The 16,727-nt window shown below is 51.1% G+C and carries 16 protein-coding genes; 2 read left to right on the forward strand and 14 right to left on the reverse strand.

Annotation, left to right across the window (positions count from 1 at the left end; translation table 11 throughout):
- Window positions 1–39: 39 nt before the first annotated feature.
- From LPB400_RS01435 to def, 10 genes are all read right to left on the reverse strand, one after another.
- The gene (locus LPB400_RS01435; protein ID WP_070461207.1) at window positions 40–495 is read right to left on the reverse strand and encodes a DUF494 family protein; all 456 of its coding nucleotides are present in this window, start codon (window positions 493–495) and stop codon (window positions 40–42) included.
- A gap of 24 nt (window positions 496–519) precedes the next feature.
- Window positions 520–1,710, reverse strand: a complete 1,191-nt coding sequence (gene dprA / locus LPB400_RS01440) for a DNA-processing protein DprA (protein ID WP_219089156.1) — start codon at window positions 1,708–1,710, stop codon at window positions 520–522.
- A gap of 94 nt (window positions 1,711–1,804) precedes the next feature.
- Window positions 1,805–2,041 carry a hypothetical protein gene (locus tag LPB400_RS01445; protein ID WP_070461203.1) on the reverse strand — a complete coding sequence of 79 codons (237 nt, stop codon included), beginning with the start codon at window positions 2,039–2,041 and terminating at the stop codon, window positions 1,805–1,807.
- A 385-nt stretch (window positions 2,042–2,426) separates the two neighbouring features.
- The gene (locus LPB400_RS01450; protein WP_219089159.1) at window positions 2,427–3,701 is read right to left on the reverse strand and encodes a sigma-54-dependent transcriptional regulator; all 1,275 of its coding nucleotides are present in this window, start codon (window positions 3,699–3,701) and stop codon (window positions 2,427–2,429) included.
- A complete protein-coding gene (locus LPB400_RS01455) occupies window positions 3,688–5,814 on the reverse strand; it encodes a sensor histidine kinase (RefSeq protein WP_219089161.1) in 2,127 nt (708 codons plus the stop codon). The genes LPB400_RS01450 and LPB400_RS01455 overlap by 14 nt, the downstream gene beginning before the upstream one ends.
- A gap of 3 nt (window positions 5,815–5,817) precedes the next feature.
- The gene (locus LPB400_RS01460; protein ID WP_049322230.1) at window positions 5,818–6,411 is read right to left on the reverse strand and encodes a DUF4390 domain-containing protein; all 594 of its coding nucleotides are present in this window, start codon (window positions 6,409–6,411) and stop codon (window positions 5,818–5,820) included.
- Window positions 6,377–7,636, reverse strand: coding sequence for a 16S rRNA (cytosine(967)-C(5))-methyltransferase RsmB (gene rsmB, locus LPB400_RS01465; RefSeq protein ID WP_219089162.1), 1,260 nt, complete (start codon window positions 7,634–7,636; stop codon window positions 6,377–6,379). Before rsmB ends, LPB400_RS01460 begins: the two co-directional genes overlap by 35 nt.
- Before the next feature lie 47 nt (window positions 7,637–7,683).
- Complete coding sequence (locus LPB400_RS01470; RefSeq protein ID WP_004520178.1) at window positions 7,684–8,202, reverse strand: O-acetyl-ADP-ribose deacetylase; 519 nt, start codon at window positions 8,200–8,202, stop codon at window positions 7,684–7,686.
- A gap of 33 nt (window positions 8,203–8,235) precedes the next feature.
- Window positions 8,236–9,162 (reverse strand): methionyl-tRNA formyltransferase, encoded by a 927-nt coding sequence (gene fmt, locus LPB400_RS01475; protein WP_070503666.1) that lies wholly within the window; start codon window positions 9,160–9,162, stop codon window positions 8,236–8,238.
- 135 nt (window positions 9,163–9,297) lie between these two features.
- Window positions 9,298–9,801, reverse strand: coding sequence for a peptide deformylase (def, locus tag LPB400_RS01480; RefSeq protein WP_070583279.1), 504 nt, complete (start codon window positions 9,799–9,801; stop codon window positions 9,298–9,300).
- Window positions 9,802–10,035: 234 nt separating this feature from the next.
- Here def and LPB400_RS01485 point away from each other — a divergent pair, with 234 nt between their 5' ends.
- Window positions 10,036–11,301, forward strand: a complete 1,266-nt coding sequence (locus LPB400_RS01485) for a LysM peptidoglycan-binding domain-containing protein (RefSeq protein ID WP_219089164.1) — start codon at window positions 10,036–10,038, stop codon at window positions 11,299–11,301.
- A gap of 308 nt (window positions 11,302–11,609) precedes the next feature.
- Here LPB400_RS01485 and LPB400_RS01490 read toward each other — a convergent pair whose 3' ends face one another.
- Window positions 11,610–13,025, reverse strand: a complete 1,416-nt coding sequence (locus tag LPB400_RS01490; protein ID WP_219089166.1) for an OmpP1/FadL family transporter — start codon at window positions 13,023–13,025, stop codon at window positions 11,610–11,612.
- Window positions 13,026–13,201: 176 nt separating this feature from the next.
- Entirely contained in the window at window positions 13,202–14,674 is a 1,473-nt protein-coding gene (pyk, locus tag LPB400_RS01495) for a pyruvate kinase (RefSeq protein WP_070461184.1), read from the reverse strand.
- Between the two features lie 214 nt (window positions 14,675–14,888).
- On the opposite strand from pyk, the gene LPB400_RS01500 reads away from it, so the two are divergent.
- A complete protein-coding gene (locus LPB400_RS01500; RefSeq protein ID WP_070461180.1) occupies window positions 14,889–15,392 on the forward strand; it encodes a hypothetical protein in 504 nt (167 codons plus the stop codon).
- Between the two features lie 65 nt (window positions 15,393–15,457).
- On the opposite strand, the gene LPB400_RS10965 is transcribed toward LPB400_RS01500, so the two are convergent.
- Together LPB400_RS10965 and LPB400_RS01505 are read right to left on the reverse strand one after the other, a co-directional pair.
- On the reverse strand, window positions 15,458–15,586 hold the full coding sequence (locus LPB400_RS10965) for a hypothetical protein (RefSeq protein WP_264081748.1): 129 nt from the start codon (window positions 15,584–15,586) through the stop codon (window positions 15,458–15,460).
- Window positions 15,587–15,609: 23 nt separating this feature from the next.
- Window positions 15,610–16,473 carry a GNAT family N-acetyltransferase gene (locus LPB400_RS01505; RefSeq protein ID WP_070461177.1) on the reverse strand — a complete coding sequence of 288 codons (864 nt, stop codon included), beginning with the start codon at window positions 16,471–16,473 and terminating at the stop codon, window positions 15,610–15,612.
- Window positions 16,474–16,727: the final 254 nt, after the last annotated feature.

Consider the following 16,727-nt stretch of genomic DNA (forward strand, 5'->3'; position numbering starts at 1 on the left):
TCAGACGGCCTTTATTATTGAGGCCGTCTGAAAAAAGGTTTAGTGCATCACATTTTGTCCAGTCAACGCACTCATCAAGTCGTCTCCTATCAGGACGGATAGCTCGCTCTTGTGCATCCATAACACCAGCAATACCAACACTTTGGCGGTATCGAGGGTGATTTCGTCCGATGGAATATGCATCAGGGCGTGAATGACGATTTCGCGTTGCTCATAAGTAATTGCGTGTTCGGCAACCAAATACTGCATCAAGCCCATGACTTCCTGCGGCAGGTTTTCAGCTTCCTCACGGCAGAATACGCGCAGTGAGTCGCTGTTAAACGGCTCGGCATAGAATTCGGATGTATTGAACAAGACTTCCATCATCATCAATGTATTGCCGATTTCCGTAGCATCAAAACCCGCATCTTCCAAGAGGCGACCCAAATCCTCAGGAGGCGGACAATTGTCGAAATCTTGGAAGTGTTCGATTAAATAGGCAATGACTTCGGTCATGCTGGTTCCTTAAATATAGATAATTTATGCTTTGACACGCTGATAACGACCGCCCGGCAAGGCAGCAACGATACCGTCAAGTTCGTATTCCAAAAGCTGTGCGTACACGTCTGCCGCTGCCGTATTGGTTTGTTGCGCCAAAATATCGGGATGTATCGGGTCGTAACCCATTGCTTCCAATAAAGCGCTTGTTGATGGGGCGGCAGATAGGTTTTCAGACGGCCTTTGCGGTTCATCTGCTATTGTTTTGGGTTGCAGATGTTCGGTTTGATCGTTTTTCGGTTTGACCGTCTTATTTATAGAATATGATGGAACAGGCGTATTTTGCAATAGCTGCGGACACTCATGGAGAATATCGTCCAAACATTCCACCAATTTTGCCCCGTCTTTAATCAACTTGTGGCAGCCTTTGCTGTGCGGATTGTCTATCGAACCGGGCACTGCCATCACTTCGCGCCCCATCTCCGCCGCCAGCTTGGCGGTAATCAATGAGCCGGATTCCAATGCCGCTTCTACCACCAATGTCAGCTGCGACAACGCGGCAATCAGACGGTTGCGGCGAGGAAAATTGCCTGCAAATGGACGCGTATCCAAAGGGAACTCGCTGACAATCAATCCTTTTTCAGCAATTTCATAAGCAAGGTTTTTATTGGACGGCGGATAAATGCGGTCTATACCGGTTCCCCAGACGGCAATGGTACCGCCATCTGCCTGCAATGCGCCTTGATGGGCGGCGGTATCGATACCCGAAGCCATACCCGATACGACGGGAATGCCTTTTTCACTCAATGCCCTGCCGAAATCTTTGGCAATCCGCATTGCCTGCGGCGTGGCATGGCGGCTGCCGACAATCGCGGCAGAAGGTGTGTGCAACAACTCTGCATTACCGCGTAAAAACAAAACCGGCGGCGCGGTAATGCCTTGTGTCAGCATTTCGGGGAAATCATCATCTTGCAGCAGCAACAAACGGCAACCGTCCTGCGTTTCCCATTGTAAAGCGGCTTCAGCAGACCGCTGCGCCAAAGCCCGTTTGTCCGCATGACGCCACGACTCGGTCGCCTGTTTATGGCGTACCAACGCGGCAATTCTATCTGCCGGCGCATTCAAGGCAGCTTGTGCGCTACCGAATTGCTGCAACAGCACCAAAAAACTTTCTGCACCGATATAGGGCGTAAATGCCAGTTGCAACCAAGCAAAACGCTCGTTTTCCGTCATCAATCTGTTCCCTTTTCGTAATGTTTTTTTCAGACGGCCTGAAGTAAATCAAGGCCGTCTGAAAATTTTATTGATATAAAGCTTTAGTTTCCCATCACAGTAACTTTCTCAAAACATCATTTTTATCCAATATACGATTAATCAGATATTCATCATCAGGTTTTAAGTTATCCATTAGCTCATCTACAACGGCCATACGGCTACGTAGAAATTTCAAAAGCTCCGGATTTGGGTTTTCTTTATTGTATTCATCATAGCGAGCCTGAACTAAAGACTGCTGACTTTGGCCTAAAATCTCTAAAGCTACTTCATAATCAAAATGTCCTAACATTGGACAACTCCTTTTCAAAAGTACATCTTTACATTAAAGCATATTTACATCTTTATGTTTTAGCCATTACTGCTGCATTTCATTTTGAATCGCCTGAATGACAAAATCTTTCAAAGAAATACCATGTTGAGCACAATAATTTTTCAATTCTTGGTGCATCGATTCAGACATAATCAATGTATAGTGTTTTTCCGACTCAGTTGTAATCTGAGCAGTTTTGCCGACTTTCGTATTCTTTCGGCTTAAAAGGCAAAATAACAATGCCGAGCCATATCATTATTTTTATAAAGTATTGCTTGCCTAAGCAAACCGTCAAATGACGATGCCGTCTGAAAAACCTGATGGCTTTCAGACGGCCTCTTTTGTGTTTGAACCGATATTGCGCTTATTCTTCGGATTTGTCGGCGCTGCGGCGCGATACGCTGATACCGAGTTGTTTGAGTTTGCGGTAAAGGTGCGTACGCTCCAAACCAACCTTTTGCGCCACGCGGCTCATATTTTGGCCTTCTTGGGCGATGTGGTACTCAAAGTAGCGGCGCTCGACTTCTTCCCTCAATTCACGCAAAGGCATATTGAAATTGAAGCCGCCGATGATTTCTGTCGCCGTCGCGTTTTCCTTCTGACCCAAAGCCACAGCAACGGCCTGCTCGTCCACTTCTTTGCCGTCCGATTCCAACATGATGTTTTTCACCGTTTCGGCAAGCTGGTCGTAATTGCCCGGCCAATCGTATTGGCGCAAAACCACCAACGCGCTATCGCTGAATTTTACCGGCTGGATTTTTTGACTTTCGGCCAAATCGGTCATGATGCGGTTGATTAAAAAGACGATATCGTCCGGTTGGCTGCGCAAAGAAGGAACATTGATGCACTCTTTCAACAGCTCCGCCAGTCGGCCGGCAACGACGTCATCAGCGCTCTCACCGCGTTTAAAGCCGCATGAAGCAATCACACGGACATTGTAGCGGTCGGCTTTTTCAAGCAAGAAAGCAATGCCGTTTTGGATATTTTTGCTGTAACGGGCAATATCGCCGACATACAAAATACCGCCCGATGCTTTTTGCAACAACTCCAACGGCGTATCGACAATGTGTTCGACACGGTCGGTTGCCACCCAAGGCGTACCGCTTTTGTGCAGATAGCGGGCGACAATTTCAAACGGCGAGCCTGCCTCACCGGCCAACAACAGCGGGCGATTGTGTTTGGCGGCCGCTTCAATGCTGCCGTTCATTTCTTGAATAACCGGGCTGTTGCCCAGTTTGTCCAAAGTCATGCCGGAGGCCGTCTGAACTTCGCCATGTTTCAAGGCGCGTTCTACCGCAGACAAGAGTTTTTGCAGGGCAATCGGTTTTTCCAGAAAATCGAGCGCGCCGATTTTAGTGGCTTCAACCGCGGTGTCAATGCTGGCATGACCGCTCATCATAACAACAGGCATATTGAGTTGGCCGTTTTTCGCCCACTCTTTCAACAAAGTGATGCCGTCGCAATCGGGCATCCAAATGTCCAGCAACACCATGGCCGGACGCGTTTGATAACGCAATTGGCGCGCTTCTTCGGCATTTTCGGCCAAAGTAACGGTATAGCCTTCGTCTTGAAGAATTTCGGAGAGCAGGTCGCGGATGCCTACTTCATCATCTACAATCAAAATATCACTGCTTCGCATAAGTTTCTGCCATTTCCGGTAAAGCTATTTTGACGCACGCGCCGCCGCTGTTCTGATTGCTCAGGCTGATGCGGCCGCCATGCTCCTCGATAATTTTTTTCACAACGGGCAAACCCAGCCCCGTTCCTGTCGGTTTGTCGGTAACGTACGGCTCAAAAGCATTGTGCAGCATTTCTTTGCTGAAACTTTTGCCGTTGTTGCAGACGGTCAGGAAAACCTGTCCGCCTTCGCGCCCTGTTTCGATGTTTACTTGCGGTGCCTCGTCCGACTCCGCCGCTTCTGCGGCATTCTTAAATAGGTTATGCAACACTTGGCGCATGGCCGTCGTATCGGCGGCAATCGACAGGGCGTCGGCGCTGAGCCGCGCATTAAATTTGCACGCGTCGGCCTCATATAATACCAATACTTCCGACACCAAACCGTTTAAATCTTGTTTTTCTAAATTCAGCGACGGCGCACGCGCATAATTGCGGAATGCTTCGACCATTTCTTTCAGCGCGGCAACCTGTTTGACGATGGTATCGGTTGAACGGCTGAGGATTTGAGCGTCTTGTTCATCAAGTTTATCATGCAATTTCCATGCCAATCTCTCGGCAGAAAGCTGGATAGGCGTGAGCGGATTGCGGATTTCATGCGCCAAGCGTTTCGCCACTTCGCCCCATGCGGCCTCTTTTTGTGCCCGCATCAAGACGGTAATGTCATCAATCACCATCACCACGCCGTTATTGTTGTCCTCCGGCAGGATGGTGGCCTTGCCCAACAAGATTCGGGCATCGTCGGGAGCGGCGTATTCGACTTGGACGGGTTTGTCGCTGTCGGCGGTTTCATTGATGGCGGCAAACACATCGGCCAACAGGGTTTGCTGCGGCGATTTGCCGTGCCATTGATGCCAGTTGCTGCCCCACAAAGACACCAGCGAAACGCCCAAAATCTGTTCGGCGGCCTTGTTAAAGGTTTTCAGACGGCCGTCGGCATCCAAAGTAATCACGCCTGTGGTCAAACTTTCCAACACGCATTCCAAATAGTGGCGGGCGGCTTCTTCGCGCAAACGGTTGCGCTCGTCCGCCTCTTTGGCAATCGCCAATTGCTCGGTCATGTGGTTGAACAATTGGGTCAAACGGCCGAACTCGTCATTGCGGAATACCGGCCGGGTCTGGCTGAAGTCGCCCTGAGCCACCGCCCGCGCGCCCTCTGCCAACGACAACACCGGCGCCACAAAACGGCGGGCAAAATACAAAGCCATCACCAACGCCAAAAAGATGGCCAACAATGTCGCGACCAACAGCGTGGACAGGAAAAAGGTTTGCAGGCCTTTTTTGGTATAACTCAGCTCGGCGTATTTGGCGCGGGCCGCTTCAATCAGCGTCGCATCTTGGGCAACATCTTTCGGAATCGGCTGACGGAAAAACAACGCATAATCCTGATTTTTATGCGTACCGATCAGCATCCAGCCTTGAGCATACAGCACGCCGCCGATGTTTTCCAAGCTGCGTACCGAGCCGGTCTGCTCCAGCTGCTCCCATCCTTCTTTGTTGAGCGTAGGTTGATTCAGTTTCAGGGGATTGATGCTTTTCTCGGCTTTATGGGTGGTCGCGTTATAAAGCGCCAGCTGGGCAAATTCGGAAGTAGGCGCGGATTGGGTCAGCGTTTGCCCCAAGTCGCCGTCCAGCGAAGCGGCGCTGATTAAGTCGATTTGCACCGGCGTGGCGTTGCTGACAGCGTTGTCCACCGCCAAGTTCAGCGCGGATTTGCTCAAGTTTAAGCTGCGCTCCAATGCCTCATGGGTATCGTTGCCAAACCAAGAATTAATCGTGCCGTTAATAAACTGGGCGGAAATACCGAACAAAAACACGCCCGGCAATACGGCAACCAAGGTAAACATCCCCGACAGCCGACGTGCAATCTGCGAGCCGAACACGCTTTTGCTGTTGTCGCGCATCAAAAGCACGACATAGCGCACCAACACCGCGGCCAACACCAGCAACAGCAAGCCGCACAAGGCGACAATCCACCAGAAATAATCGGACAATACGTTGCTGCTGCCCGTTGCAACAGTCAGACCGTACAACAAAACTACGGCGAATACAGCGGCAATCAGGAGAAAGCGGCGCATGGTTTACTCCTGCACGACCGACAAGGATTTCCACCCCGAATCCAAATGCCAATTTTTAGAAGTCAGGGCATTGATTTGGAACGGTTTGGGTAGCTTGGCGGTTGTCAGCAGCAGGCGGATTTCAGCCTTCGTGTCTTTGGCGGCCACATCACTCAGCGCACCCTTGGACAAAACCTTCCAATTCGCGACCGCGCCCACTGCGCGCAAGGCAGCTTCAAGCGTGTCGTACTCGGTAGAAAACGTACCGACGGTAACGCGATAGCGGTTGGTCAGCGGATGGAAGGATAATTTATATTGAATTGTGCTGTCGTTGTTGAGCAGCTGGTCGAACTTGAATTTATAAGACGCCACGGACGGCGCCGACAGCTGCCAACTTAAATTGAAATGCAGGGGGACGCCCTGTTTGAGTGCTTCTTTGAGCTGATCGGGCAGGTCGGTGCGGAAACGGCTGCTGACGGAAAGCTGTCCGGCATGGGTCAGCTTTGCCTCGGCACGGGTCGCACTGATGCCCTCGCCCGCCGCATTCAGCGACACGGCGAGCAAGAGCGGTACAATCAGCGTTTTACTGCTTTTTAATAAGCGCGTAATAAAAGCCATCTTGATGTTTGTTCGGTAAAAGCACATGCGATTCAATCAGCTCGGCATCGGCATGGCGGTTAAGGAATTTTTGCAATTGACCGTCGTTTTCTTCGACAAAGACCGAGCAGGTAGCCAGCAACATCCTGCCGTTTTTCGTCAGGGTCTGCCACAGCGCGTCTAATAATGCTTCCTGTTGGCGTGCGGTTTTGACGGCATCGGTCGGCCGGCGCAGCCATTTGACGTCGGGATTGCGCCGCGCCACGCCCGAAGCAGTACACGGCACATCGGCCAAAACAGCGTCAAAGGCCTTACCATCATACCATGCCACCAAGTCCTGCGCATCGGCACAAGCCAAAGAGGCCGTCTGAAAGCCTAAACGGTCAAGATTGCTCTTCACCCTGTTCAGACGGCCTTCGTCTATATCCAAAGCGGTAACATGACAATCTGCCAGTTCCAAGATATGGCCTGTCTTACCGCCCGGCGCCGCACAGGCATCGAGGATGCGTTCTCCGTCTTTCGGGTTCAACAAATAGGCAGCACGCTGCGCACCAAAATCCTGCACAGACACCAGGCCGTCTGAAAAACCGGGCAGGCGGCTTACCGGCACAGCTTCTTCTAACATCACGGCGTATTCGTCCAACGCCCTGGCCGCAATACCTTCCGCAGCCAGCTTTTCCAAATAGCTTTCGGCATTGCCGTGTCGGCGGTTGACGCGCAAAGTCATCGGCGGATGCGATTGCAGCGCGGTGGTAATGTTGTGCCAATGTTTCGGATAATGGTTTTTCAAGTAAGCCACCCACCACAGCGGCAAATTGTGTTTCGCCACATCGTCTTTTTTGCAGGAAGCCGCGAGCTTGTCGCGTTCACGCAAAAAGCGGCGCAAAATCGCATTGGCAAACGAGCGGAACTGGCCGCGGCCGATTTTGGCAATGCTTTCCACCGCTTCATTGACCACGGCATGAGGCGCATTGCGCGTGTAATGCAGTTGGTACATCGCCGCCAAAAGCAGGCTTTCAAGCTGCGGATTGTCAATCGGCTTCTTCAGCATTTGACCAAGCATGTGTTTCAAACTGCCCAAATAACGTTGGCAACCGTAGGCAATATCCTGCAACGCGCCGTTTTCCTGCGCCGTCAGCTGCGGATGAGCCGCGCGGATTTCCGCCAAAACATCCTGAAGATTGCGCCCTTCGGCAACCGCGGCAACGCTGTCGGCGGCCAATTTTTGGGCGAGGGACATACTCATATTTTTGCTTTCTGATTCATAATTTGATTTCAAGTGTTTGGCGGATTTCAGACGGCCTGTTCGGCAGCCAGCAATGCCCGATAATATTCGGCATCTGTTTTGGAAAAACAGCAAAAGATGATTTTTTCCACTGCCGGACATTGCGGCAGGGTTTGCTTCAAACTCTCCAAAGCGATACGCGCGGCGGCTTCGGCCGGGAAGCGGTACACACCGGTACTGATGCACGGAAAGGCGATGCTGTGAAGATCGTGTTTCTGGGCAAGCAGCAAGGAATTGGCGTAGGATTGTGCCAATTTGGCCTCTTCATTTTGTTTTCCGCCAAACCATACCGGCCCGACCGTATGAATGACAAAACGCGCAGGCAAACGATAGCCTTGGGTTATTTTGGCTTCGCCTGTGCGGCAACCGCCCAAAGTTCGGCACTCATCCAGCAGCTCTTTGCCTGCGGCGCGGTGTATTGCACCGTCTACTCCGCCACCGCCCAACAGCGATGAATTGGCGGCATTGACAATCGCATCGACTGCCAATCGGGTAATATCGCCCTCGACCACTTCAAAAACAGCCATTGTTTTCTTTCCTCTACGTTTGTTTCCAGCCTGTTACAAAACCGTTCCGACTTCAATCGTCCGGCCTGCCGCAAATGCCTGTATGCTCATGCGTTTGCTGCCGGAAGGCTGCAATTCGGTAATGTTCAGCGCATTTTCACCGCACGCCACCAGCAGGCCGTCTGAAGTGCAGGACAACACTTCGCCTGCCTTACCCTGTTTGACCACGACTTCGGCACGCCAGATTTTCATCGGTTTGCCTTGATACTCGACCCACGCGGCAGGTACAGGGTTGAAAGCACGGATTTTGCGCTCAATCACAGCCGCGCTTTCATTCCAATCGATACGCGCCTCTTCTTTGCTCAATTTCTGGGCGTAGGTAACGCCTTCTTCAGGCTGTTTGACCGCATTCAGACGGCCTTCAGCCTGCAGACGCTGCAAGTCGGCAACAATCGCTTCCGCACCCAAACCCATCAGCGCGTCATGCACTTCGTTGGCGGTATCCGTAGGCTGGATGGCGTAGCGGTGTTCGCTGACCACATCGCCGGTGTCCAAGCCGATGTCCATCTGCATGATACACACACCGGTTTCGGCGTCGCCGGCTTCAATCGCACGTTGAATCGGTGCCGCGCCGCGCCAACGGGGTAACAGCGAAGCGTGGATATTGAGGCAGCCGTGTTTGGGCGTATCCAACACATCCTGCGGCAAAATCAAACCATACGCGGCCACTACCATCACATCCGCGCCCGTATCTTTAAGCATTTGCAGGGCTTCGGCGTTATTGCGCAACTTTTCCGGCTGCGCCACGGTCAAACCTAATTCCAAGGCAGCCTGTTTGACCGGCGATGCGGTCAGCTGCATGCCGCGGCCTTTGGGGCGGTCAGGCTGGGTCAACACCAGCGGAATTTCAAAACCTGCGGCGGCGATGGCTTTCAAGGCGGCGGCGGCAAAATCGGGCGTACCGGCAAAGATGACTTTCATGTTGTGTCCTTGTGAAAATGGTTTGAATGGGCGCGTTGGGCAAACTGTTTCAGCTGAAAAGGCCGTCTGAAAGATTGAAAACCGAAGTATGCCTTCTGTTTTGTCTTTTCAGACGGCCTTTAAGCGATGCGCAGGTCAGATGGTGTGTTTCTGACGTTTTTTCAGTTTGGTTTTGATGCGGCCTTGTTTCAGCTGCGACAAGTGTTCGACAAACACGATGCCCATCAGGTGGTCCAATTCGTGCTGCACGCAGATTGCCAGCAGGCCGTCTGCTTCCAGCGTGAATTTCTCGCCTTTTTCGTTCAAGGCTTCAACTTTGACGCGCTCGGCACGGGTCACGGTATCGTAAATGCCCGGCACGGATAGGCAGCCTTCTTCGTAAGTCGTCTCGCCGTCTTTTTCGACAATGACGGGATTGATGAACACGCGCGGCTCGCTGCGGTCTTCGGTCAAATCCATCACGACGATGCGTTCGTGTACGTCGACTTGAGTGGCCGCCAAGCCGATACCGCGTGCTTCGTACATGGTTTCAAACATATCGGCAACCAATTTTTGGATGCGCTCGTCGATTTTCTCAACAGGTTTGGCGACCGTGTGCAAACGCTCGTCAGGGTATTGGAGGATGTTCAGTAAAGCCATAATATTCTCGTTTTATAAAGCTGATGTGTGATTTTCATACAGATTTGGTTTCCGCCGCCACAATCTCCTGTCATGACAGCAACATTCAATGCTAAAATAACGCCGAAAAATGTTAAGATAGCGCGACAGAGGCCGTTCGTTATCGTATTGACGGATGGGCGGCAGTTTCGCAAACTCCGGCCTTCTCTGTTTATCATCTGAAGACAAACCAAACCGATTTCAAGGGGAACGGTTATGCAACAACGTATTATAACCCTGCTTTGCATGGCAGGCATGGCTATTTCTGCCCACACTCAGGCAGCTTCTTTAAAAATCCGACCCAATGCGCCGCAACGCTACATCGTTAAAAACGGCGATACCTTGTGGGGCATTTCCGGCAAATATCTGTACAGCCCATGGCAATGGAACCGCCTTTGGGGCGCCAACCGCAACGCCATCCGCAATCCGCATCTAATCTATCCGGGTCAGGTGTTGGTTTTACGCTACGTCAACGGCCAGCCGCGACTGGGTTTTGAACACGCCCAAACCCGTTCAGACGGCATTCCCGTGATCAAACTGCATCCGCGCGTACGCGAAACTTCCGGCTACGGTATTCCGACTGTCAACGTCAACCTCTACCGTATGTTCATGAAACATCCGCAGATTATCGCTCCGGAAGAAACTGCCAACGCGCCGCGCCTGATTGCAGGCCCCGACAACCGCGTCCTCTACACGCAAGGCAACCGCGTGTACGCATACGGCCTGACCGAACCTGGCCGCTACCTGACCTACCGCGTCAATAAAAACATCACCGATCCGGAAACCGGCAAATTCCTCGGCCAAGAAGTCGTGTTCAGCGGCATCGCCAACACACTGCCTTACACCGACTCCGCCTTGGAACACCGTACCCGCGCTTCTGACGAAAAACTCAAAAGCAACGAGTATTACACCCAAGTCAACAAAGTCATGAAGCTGCGCACCCAGTCCGCGCAACCTTTGGTTATCGAAGAAGCCGTTTCCGAAATCCGCAAAGACGACTATCTGCTGAAACTGCCCGAAGGCCTCGACAGCTTCAATGTGATGCCTCACGCCCCTGCCCGTCCGATTCAGGCCAAAGTCGTTTCCATCTTCGATGGCGTGGGCGAAGCCGGCCAGTTCCAAACCATTACTTTGGATAAAGGTGAACTCGACGGCTTGGACAAAGGCACGGTGGTCAGCCTCTACAAACGCGGCCGCCAAGTCCGTGTCAATCTGTCCAACAACCTGATTCGCAAGCCGAAAGACAAAGATACGGTTGAATTGGTTTCCATTCCGGCGGAAGAAATCGGTTTGGCAATGGTGTACCGCACATCCGACCATCTGGCCTCCGCCATTATTTTGGAAAGCCTGAACAGCGTTTCCATCGGCGATACCGCCTCCGAACCCGGCCGCGATTTGGACAATATGGCCGATGAAAAAACCATGGACAAACCGGCCGAAGACGAACAGGAAAGAGAAATCGAACTGGAAGTCCGCAGCTGATTGAACTTTTTTAGCAGCGATTCGGTAAATAAAGGCCGTCTGAAAACCTGTTTTTCAGACGGCCTTTTGATTGCCTATCAGAATAAAGAAATCTGTAACATATTGTTTAAAGCGCAAACACCATCTCATTTCTCCAGCCTTTAATCGGCTGCCCTTTTTCTATCGTCTTCCCGTTCTGCCATTCCAATCAGCAATATGGAAAGCCCGATACGCTATTTATTGCCTATTGATTGTTCCATCTGTTCCTGCCAATTAAAAAGGCCGTCTGAAATCTTCAGACGGCCTTTTTATCCACCACTCAAATCCGATTATTTGAATTTGTAAGTGTATTGCAAGCCCAAGATGTCCGCTTTGTTTTTGAAGCGTGCAGAGGATGTGCCGCGGCTGTCCACGTCGTTGCCGCTGGCTTTGCCGGTGCGGTAAACCGTGTCATTGATGTGGATATGGCTGTACGCCGCATCGATGACATGGTTTTTACCCAGTTGATATTTAGCGCCGACGGAGAACCAGATACGGTTGCCGTCAGGCAGGCTGTTCATGCGGTCTTCGGCGCTTTTAACCGGCGATTTGTCGAAAGCGATACCGGCACGCAGTTGCAATGGTTCGGTAACTTGGTAAGAGCCGCCGAATGCAACTTTATAAGTGTTGCGCCAGTTAGGCGTAATGACGGTACGGTCGGATTTGCCGTTGACAACGTTTTTGGTATTTTCAAACACCAGCTCGGCTTTGTTGAAGCGGCTGTGGCGCGTCCAAGTCACATCGCCGAACAAATTGGTTTTGTCTGTAGCGCGGTACATACCGTGAACAGACAAAGACTCAGGCGTAACGATTTTTACGCTGGCTTTTTCGTTCGGCACATAACCGCGTGCAGCCATTGCACCCAAATCCCAAGCGCGTTTTGCATATGCGCCGTCCGCTTCCCAATCGGCAGTGCCTTTCAGCGTATGCGATACTTTGGAACGATAGTTCACACCCACGCGTGCGCGGTCATTAATGTCCCACATCCACGCCAGTTGATAGCCGAAGCCCCAATCGTGGCCTTTTACATCGGCATGACCGTCAGCTTTGCCGGTCGCATCGACAGCAACGGGACGGCCTGCTTGACGGGAAGCTAAGCCGCTGGCCAACTGGCTGATGGCGCCGGAAGCATCCCAGTCGGAGTATTTACGCAATTCGGCTTTGGAATATTGGGCAATCAAACCGGCACCAACAGCGTGCTGCTCATTCAGTTTCCATGCGACTACCGGCTCGATGGCGATGGTGGTCAAACCCAATTTGTTGATGTTGTGGCGCAACACGGAATCTTTTTCGTATTCGGTTGCAGAGCCGAAAGGAACGTACACGCCCAAACCCAAAGTTACATCGTCGCTGGCTTTGTACGCGCCATAAACGTGCGGAGCAACGGTGGTTTCGGTAATTTTGCCGCTGGTCGAGCCGCTGACATCGGCACCCGTGCGGAAGTGTTTCGCAGATTCCGCCTCATAATGAATGCTTGGGAAAACGATATTGGCGTTGACGGAAATTTGGCTGCTGTCGATTTTGCTCAAACCGGCCGGATTGTAGAAAATGGTTGAGGCATCGGCAGCTTCGGCGGCGGCGGCGTTGGCCGTGCCTTGTGCGTTAACGGATTGTGTGCCGAAGTGGTAGCCGGAGGCTTGGACGGCAGTAGATAACAGTGCTGCGCTTAAAATAAATGCTGTTTTTTTCAGATTGAAATGAATCATTTTGGTTTACCGTGAAAGTAGCGGACAAAGAAAAAGGCCGTCTGAAACGTCCTTTATTGATTTAGTATAGGCACTCAATTCTATACTACATCATTATTTTTGCCTAATCTTTTCTTTTTTTACACAAAAAAAGCAGGCTAAAACAGCCTGCTTTTCCAATCATCGGATCACTGCAATTATTTAACCTGCAACACTTCCAACGTATTGGTCGAACCAGATTCGCGCATTTGCGAACCGCTGGTGATGATGTATTGGTCGCCGCCTTGGAGGATTTTGTGTTCTACCAGCATGGCTTCCACTTCGTTCAGCGCGGTATCGTGATCGGTACTGGTTGCCAAAATCAACGGACGCACGCCGCGGTACATCGCCATACGGCGTTGCGCTGAAACACTCGGCGTCAGGGCAAAAATCGGCAGGGTGATGTTGTGGCGGCTGACTTCGAAGGCGGTCGAACCGCTTTCAGTCAGGGCAACGATGGCTTTGGCGTGAACTGCGCGCGCCACGCTGACCGCACCGCCGGCAATCGCCAAGTTGGTGCTGACGGCTTCGGGATACTCGACCTGTTCGGCAACGCCGTTGAGCGAATCTTGTTCTTTTTCCGCAGCCGCACAAATAATCGCCATTTGGCTGACGGTTTCAAACGGATACGCGCCGACGGCGGTTTCGGCAGAACACATCACCGCATCGGTACCGTCCAATACTGCATTGGCCACGTCGCTGACTTCCGCGCGGGTCGGTACAGGGTTGGTAATCATCGATTCCATCATTTGAGTTGCGGTAATGCTGAAGCGGCGCAACTCACGGGCGCGGCGGATCATGCGTTTTTGCAGGGCAGGTACGGCGGCATGGCCAACTTCCACTGCCAAGTCACCGCGGGCAACCATAATACCGTCGCTGGCAAGGATGATTTCGTCCAGGTTTTCAATGGCTTCTACGCGCTCGATTTTGGAAACCAAACCGGGGCGTACGGCTGTACTGCCTTTCATTTCTTCTTCGACTTTGGCGCGTGCGATGTGCAAATCTTCGGCAGATTTCACAAAGCTGATGGCCAAGTAGTCGCAACCGATGGCAATCGCGGTTTTCAAGTCGCGGAAGTCTTTTTCGGTCAACGCACCGGCAGACAGACCGCCGCCGCGTTTATTGATACCTTTGTTACTTTTCAGCACATGGCTGTTTTCTACCCTTGTAATAATCTTACTTCCTTCAACCGCCTCAACGGTCAAGGTCAACAGGCCGTCGTCCAGCCACAAAACATCGCCGGTAGCGACGTCATTCGGCAAATCACGGTAGTCCAAACCCACCGCTTCGCGTGTACCTTCACCTTTAAGCGCGGCATCCAAAATTAAGGTTTCATCTTTATTCAGCTCAATGCTGCCGCCGGCAATTTTGCCGACACGGATTTTCGGGCCTTGCAAGTCGGCAAGAATAGCCACTTCCTGACCTGCGCGTTTCGCGGCTTCACGCACAATGCGGGCATTTTCTTCATGGAACTCCGGAGTACCGTGGCTGAAATTGAAACGGACGACATTAAGACCACCGACACGGATCATGTCTTCCAACAATTGTACATTGTTGCTGCCCGGACCCAGTGTGGCGACAATTTTGGTATTGTGGCTGATACGGGTTAAATCACGTTGCAATTGGCTCATGTAAACGTCCTTTCCTGTTGATTTCACGTTTGATAATGAAGAGGATTGTACTCTTAATGCAATAATGTTGGCGTAAAATTACATCATTTTCTGACTTAAACTAAATTTATTTTTGCATTAACCTACTTTCCTATCGGATACAATATACCCTCACGTCGTCATGTTTAATTTTTCAGACGGCCTCACTCATACTAATAGAATACTCAACTGATCCATGAAACGTTTTTTGACTCCGCTACCCATCGGCATCGTTTTGGCTGACCTGATCTACGGTTTCGTACTTAATGTCATGCAAGGCTTAAATTTGCAACAAACTGCCGCCAACCAGTCCGGTACAATTTCCGTTACGCCCGACATTGCCTTCAACAGCCTGCAAATCGTCGCCAACGGCGGCATGGTCTGCATTATCGGCTTCGGTTTGATTGTCTTGTTCCAACTCAACCGCGCCGTATTACGCCAACAAATCCTGCCCATCGGCATTTTCCGAACTCTCGGCCTGTTGGCTGTTTTGGCATTCAGCATTTCGTCTTTGTGGGAATGGTTGCATGCCGCTTTGTCGCTGCTTTCCGGGCACAATGTTTTAAACTTCAGCAACCCGCGTTATCTGGTTACCGCAGCCTGTATGCCCATCATCGCTTTCTTGTGCATCTTGCGCCTGTACAATTGGTATCGCCTGCATCGGACTGTTGCCACCGACGATACCTCCACTTCCCTCTAATCAAGCTGCAAAAAGGCCGTCTAAAACAGGAAAACCTATTTCAGACGGCCTTGTCATTATATATCTCAACGTTGATGGCTGGTTTCTACACCGGCCTTAATCTCGCCATACATTTGCGAGCTGCCTTGCCCGCTGCCTGATGCGCAGGCCGCCAAGTTCAGTGCCAAAACAGCCGCAGTCAAAATCTTCAACATGGGATTCCTTCTTTCCACAAAAATTATTTCGGATCGCAACGGAAATGGTAAGCGCAAATTTCAAATCCGTTTTTAAAGTAGAGACGATGCGCACCTGCACGGTCATGGTTAACATGGACATTCAGATGGATTTTAGTCGCGCCGGTTTCCGCACCGATTTTGCGCACTTCTTCCAACAAGCGTGAAGCATAACCTTTTTGGCGGCATTGCGGCATGGTTACGAGATCATCAATATGGATATGGTAACCACTGGCCAAGTTATGTGCAGTATGGAAACCGCATACGGCCACGGCATTTTGTTTGCCTTCTTCAAAAATACCCAGCAGGCGGTAGCCGGTTTTGCGCTGATGCTCGTTGATTTGCTCGACGAAACGGTGAATATCGGTCAAAGAAGAACGCAAAATGCTCAATGCCGCAAAAGCGGTTGCGGTTTCTTCCGGCGGAATTTCACGCAATACGCCAACCACAGGCGCGGCAGCTTGAGGCTCAGGCTGAGCATTAGCCGCTTCCGCACCCTCGGCTGCATGTTTTTCTTCAATCGCCTGCGCCAACAAAACGCGCTCGACCGGCACTTCGCCCTGCTGCTTGCTTTCCTGCTCTTTGAGTAAGGCTTTGCAGTCAATCACGCGCAAATCGTTATCCGCTGCAAAATCCATCAAAAAACGGAACATTTGCGGATTGTCTTCTTCCAGTTTTTTATCGACTGCCACACAACGGACATTGTCCACCAAAATCGGGCGCACCCAATTCGAATAGGAAAGGCGGTTGTCTTTGGTGAAGGAAGACAAAATACCGCACAGGCGCTCCGCCCAGTCGCTTGGTCGGAAAATCTTGCCTTTGCTGGTCGTACCATGGATCACAACTTCATAAGGATTACACACTAACATAAGCAGCTTCCTGAAAGTAAATGGCTGAAGGAATATTTCGCCAGTGCCAACATCAGAAAAAGTTCCGATACATAGCAACAGATGATTGAAAAAATATCAGTAAGGTTTTGAAATACGACAATGATGAGACGGCTTGCCAATCCTGACAATCCGTTTCGAATTCTTTGATTATTATACCCGATACGCCTCTTTTTCTTCAAAAATCATTTGAAAAATAACAACAGGCCGTCTGAAACCAAGTATTTCGGTTTCAG

The sequence above is a fragment of the Neisseria perflava genome, from assembly GCF_019334725.1.
Classification (GTDB): domain Bacteria; phylum Pseudomonadota; class Gammaproteobacteria; order Burkholderiales; family Neisseriaceae; genus Neisseria; species Neisseria subflava_A.

What these genes read in the sequence shown, in the direction of transcription:
- LPB400_RS01435 (WP_070461207.1), bottom strand. Translation starts at nt 495, where the DNA reads ATGACCGAAGTCATTGCCTATTTAATCGAACACTTCCAAGATTTCGAC.
- dprA (WP_219089156.1), bottom strand. Translation starts at nt 1,710, where the DNA reads ATGACGGAAAACGAGCGTTTTGCTTGGTTGCAACTGGCATTTACGCCC.
- LPB400_RS01445 (WP_070461203.1), bottom strand. Translation starts at nt 2,041, where the DNA reads ATGTTAGGACATTTTGATTATGAAGTAGCTTTAGAGATTTTAGGCCAA.
- LPB400_RS01450 (WP_219089159.1), bottom strand. Translation starts at nt 3,701, where the DNA reads ATGCGAAGCAGTGATATTTTGATTGTAGATGATGAAGTAGGCATCCGC.
- LPB400_RS01455 (WP_219089161.1), bottom strand. Translation starts at nt 5,814, where the DNA reads ATGCGCCGCTTTCTCCTGATTGCCGCTGTATTCGCCGTAGTTTTGTTG.
- LPB400_RS01460 (WP_049322230.1), bottom strand. Translation starts at nt 6,411, where the DNA reads ATGGCTTTTATTACGCGCTTATTAAAAAGCAGTAAAACGCTGATTGTA.
- rsmB (WP_219089162.1), bottom strand. Translation starts at nt 7,636, where the DNA reads ATGAGTATGTCCCTCGCCCAAAAATTGGCCGCCGACAGCGTTGCCGCG.
- LPB400_RS01470 (WP_004520178.1), bottom strand. Translation starts at nt 8,202, where the DNA reads ATGGCTGTTTTTGAAGTGGTCGAGGGCGATATTACCCGATTGGCAGTC.
- fmt (WP_070503666.1), bottom strand. Translation starts at nt 9,162, where the DNA reads ATGAAAGTCATCTTTGCCGGTACGCCCGATTTTGCCGCCGCCGCCTTG.
- def (WP_070583279.1), bottom strand. Translation starts at nt 9,801, where the DNA reads ATGGCTTTACTGAACATCCTCCAATACCCTGACGAGCGTTTGCACACG.
- LPB400_RS01485 (WP_219089164.1), top strand. Translation starts at nt 10,036, where the DNA reads ATGCAACAACGTATTATAACCCTGCTTTGCATGGCAGGCATGGCTATT.
- LPB400_RS01490 (WP_219089166.1), bottom strand. Translation starts at nt 13,025, where the DNA reads ATGATTCATTTCAATCTGAAAAAAACAGCATTTATTTTAAGCGCAGCA.
- pyk (WP_070461184.1), bottom strand. Translation starts at nt 14,674, where the DNA reads ATGAGCCAATTGCAACGTGATTTAACCCGTATCAGCCACAATACCAAA.
- LPB400_RS01500 (WP_070461180.1), top strand. Translation starts at nt 14,889, where the DNA reads ATGAAACGTTTTTTGACTCCGCTACCCATCGGCATCGTTTTGGCTGAC.
- LPB400_RS10965 (WP_264081748.1), bottom strand. Translation starts at nt 15,586, where the DNA reads ATGTTGAAGATTTTGACTGCGGCTGTTTTGGCACTGAACTTGGCGGCC.
- LPB400_RS01505 (WP_070461177.1), bottom strand. Translation starts at nt 16,473, where the DNA reads ATGTTAGTGTGTAATCCTTATGAAGTTGTGATCCATGGTACGACCAGC.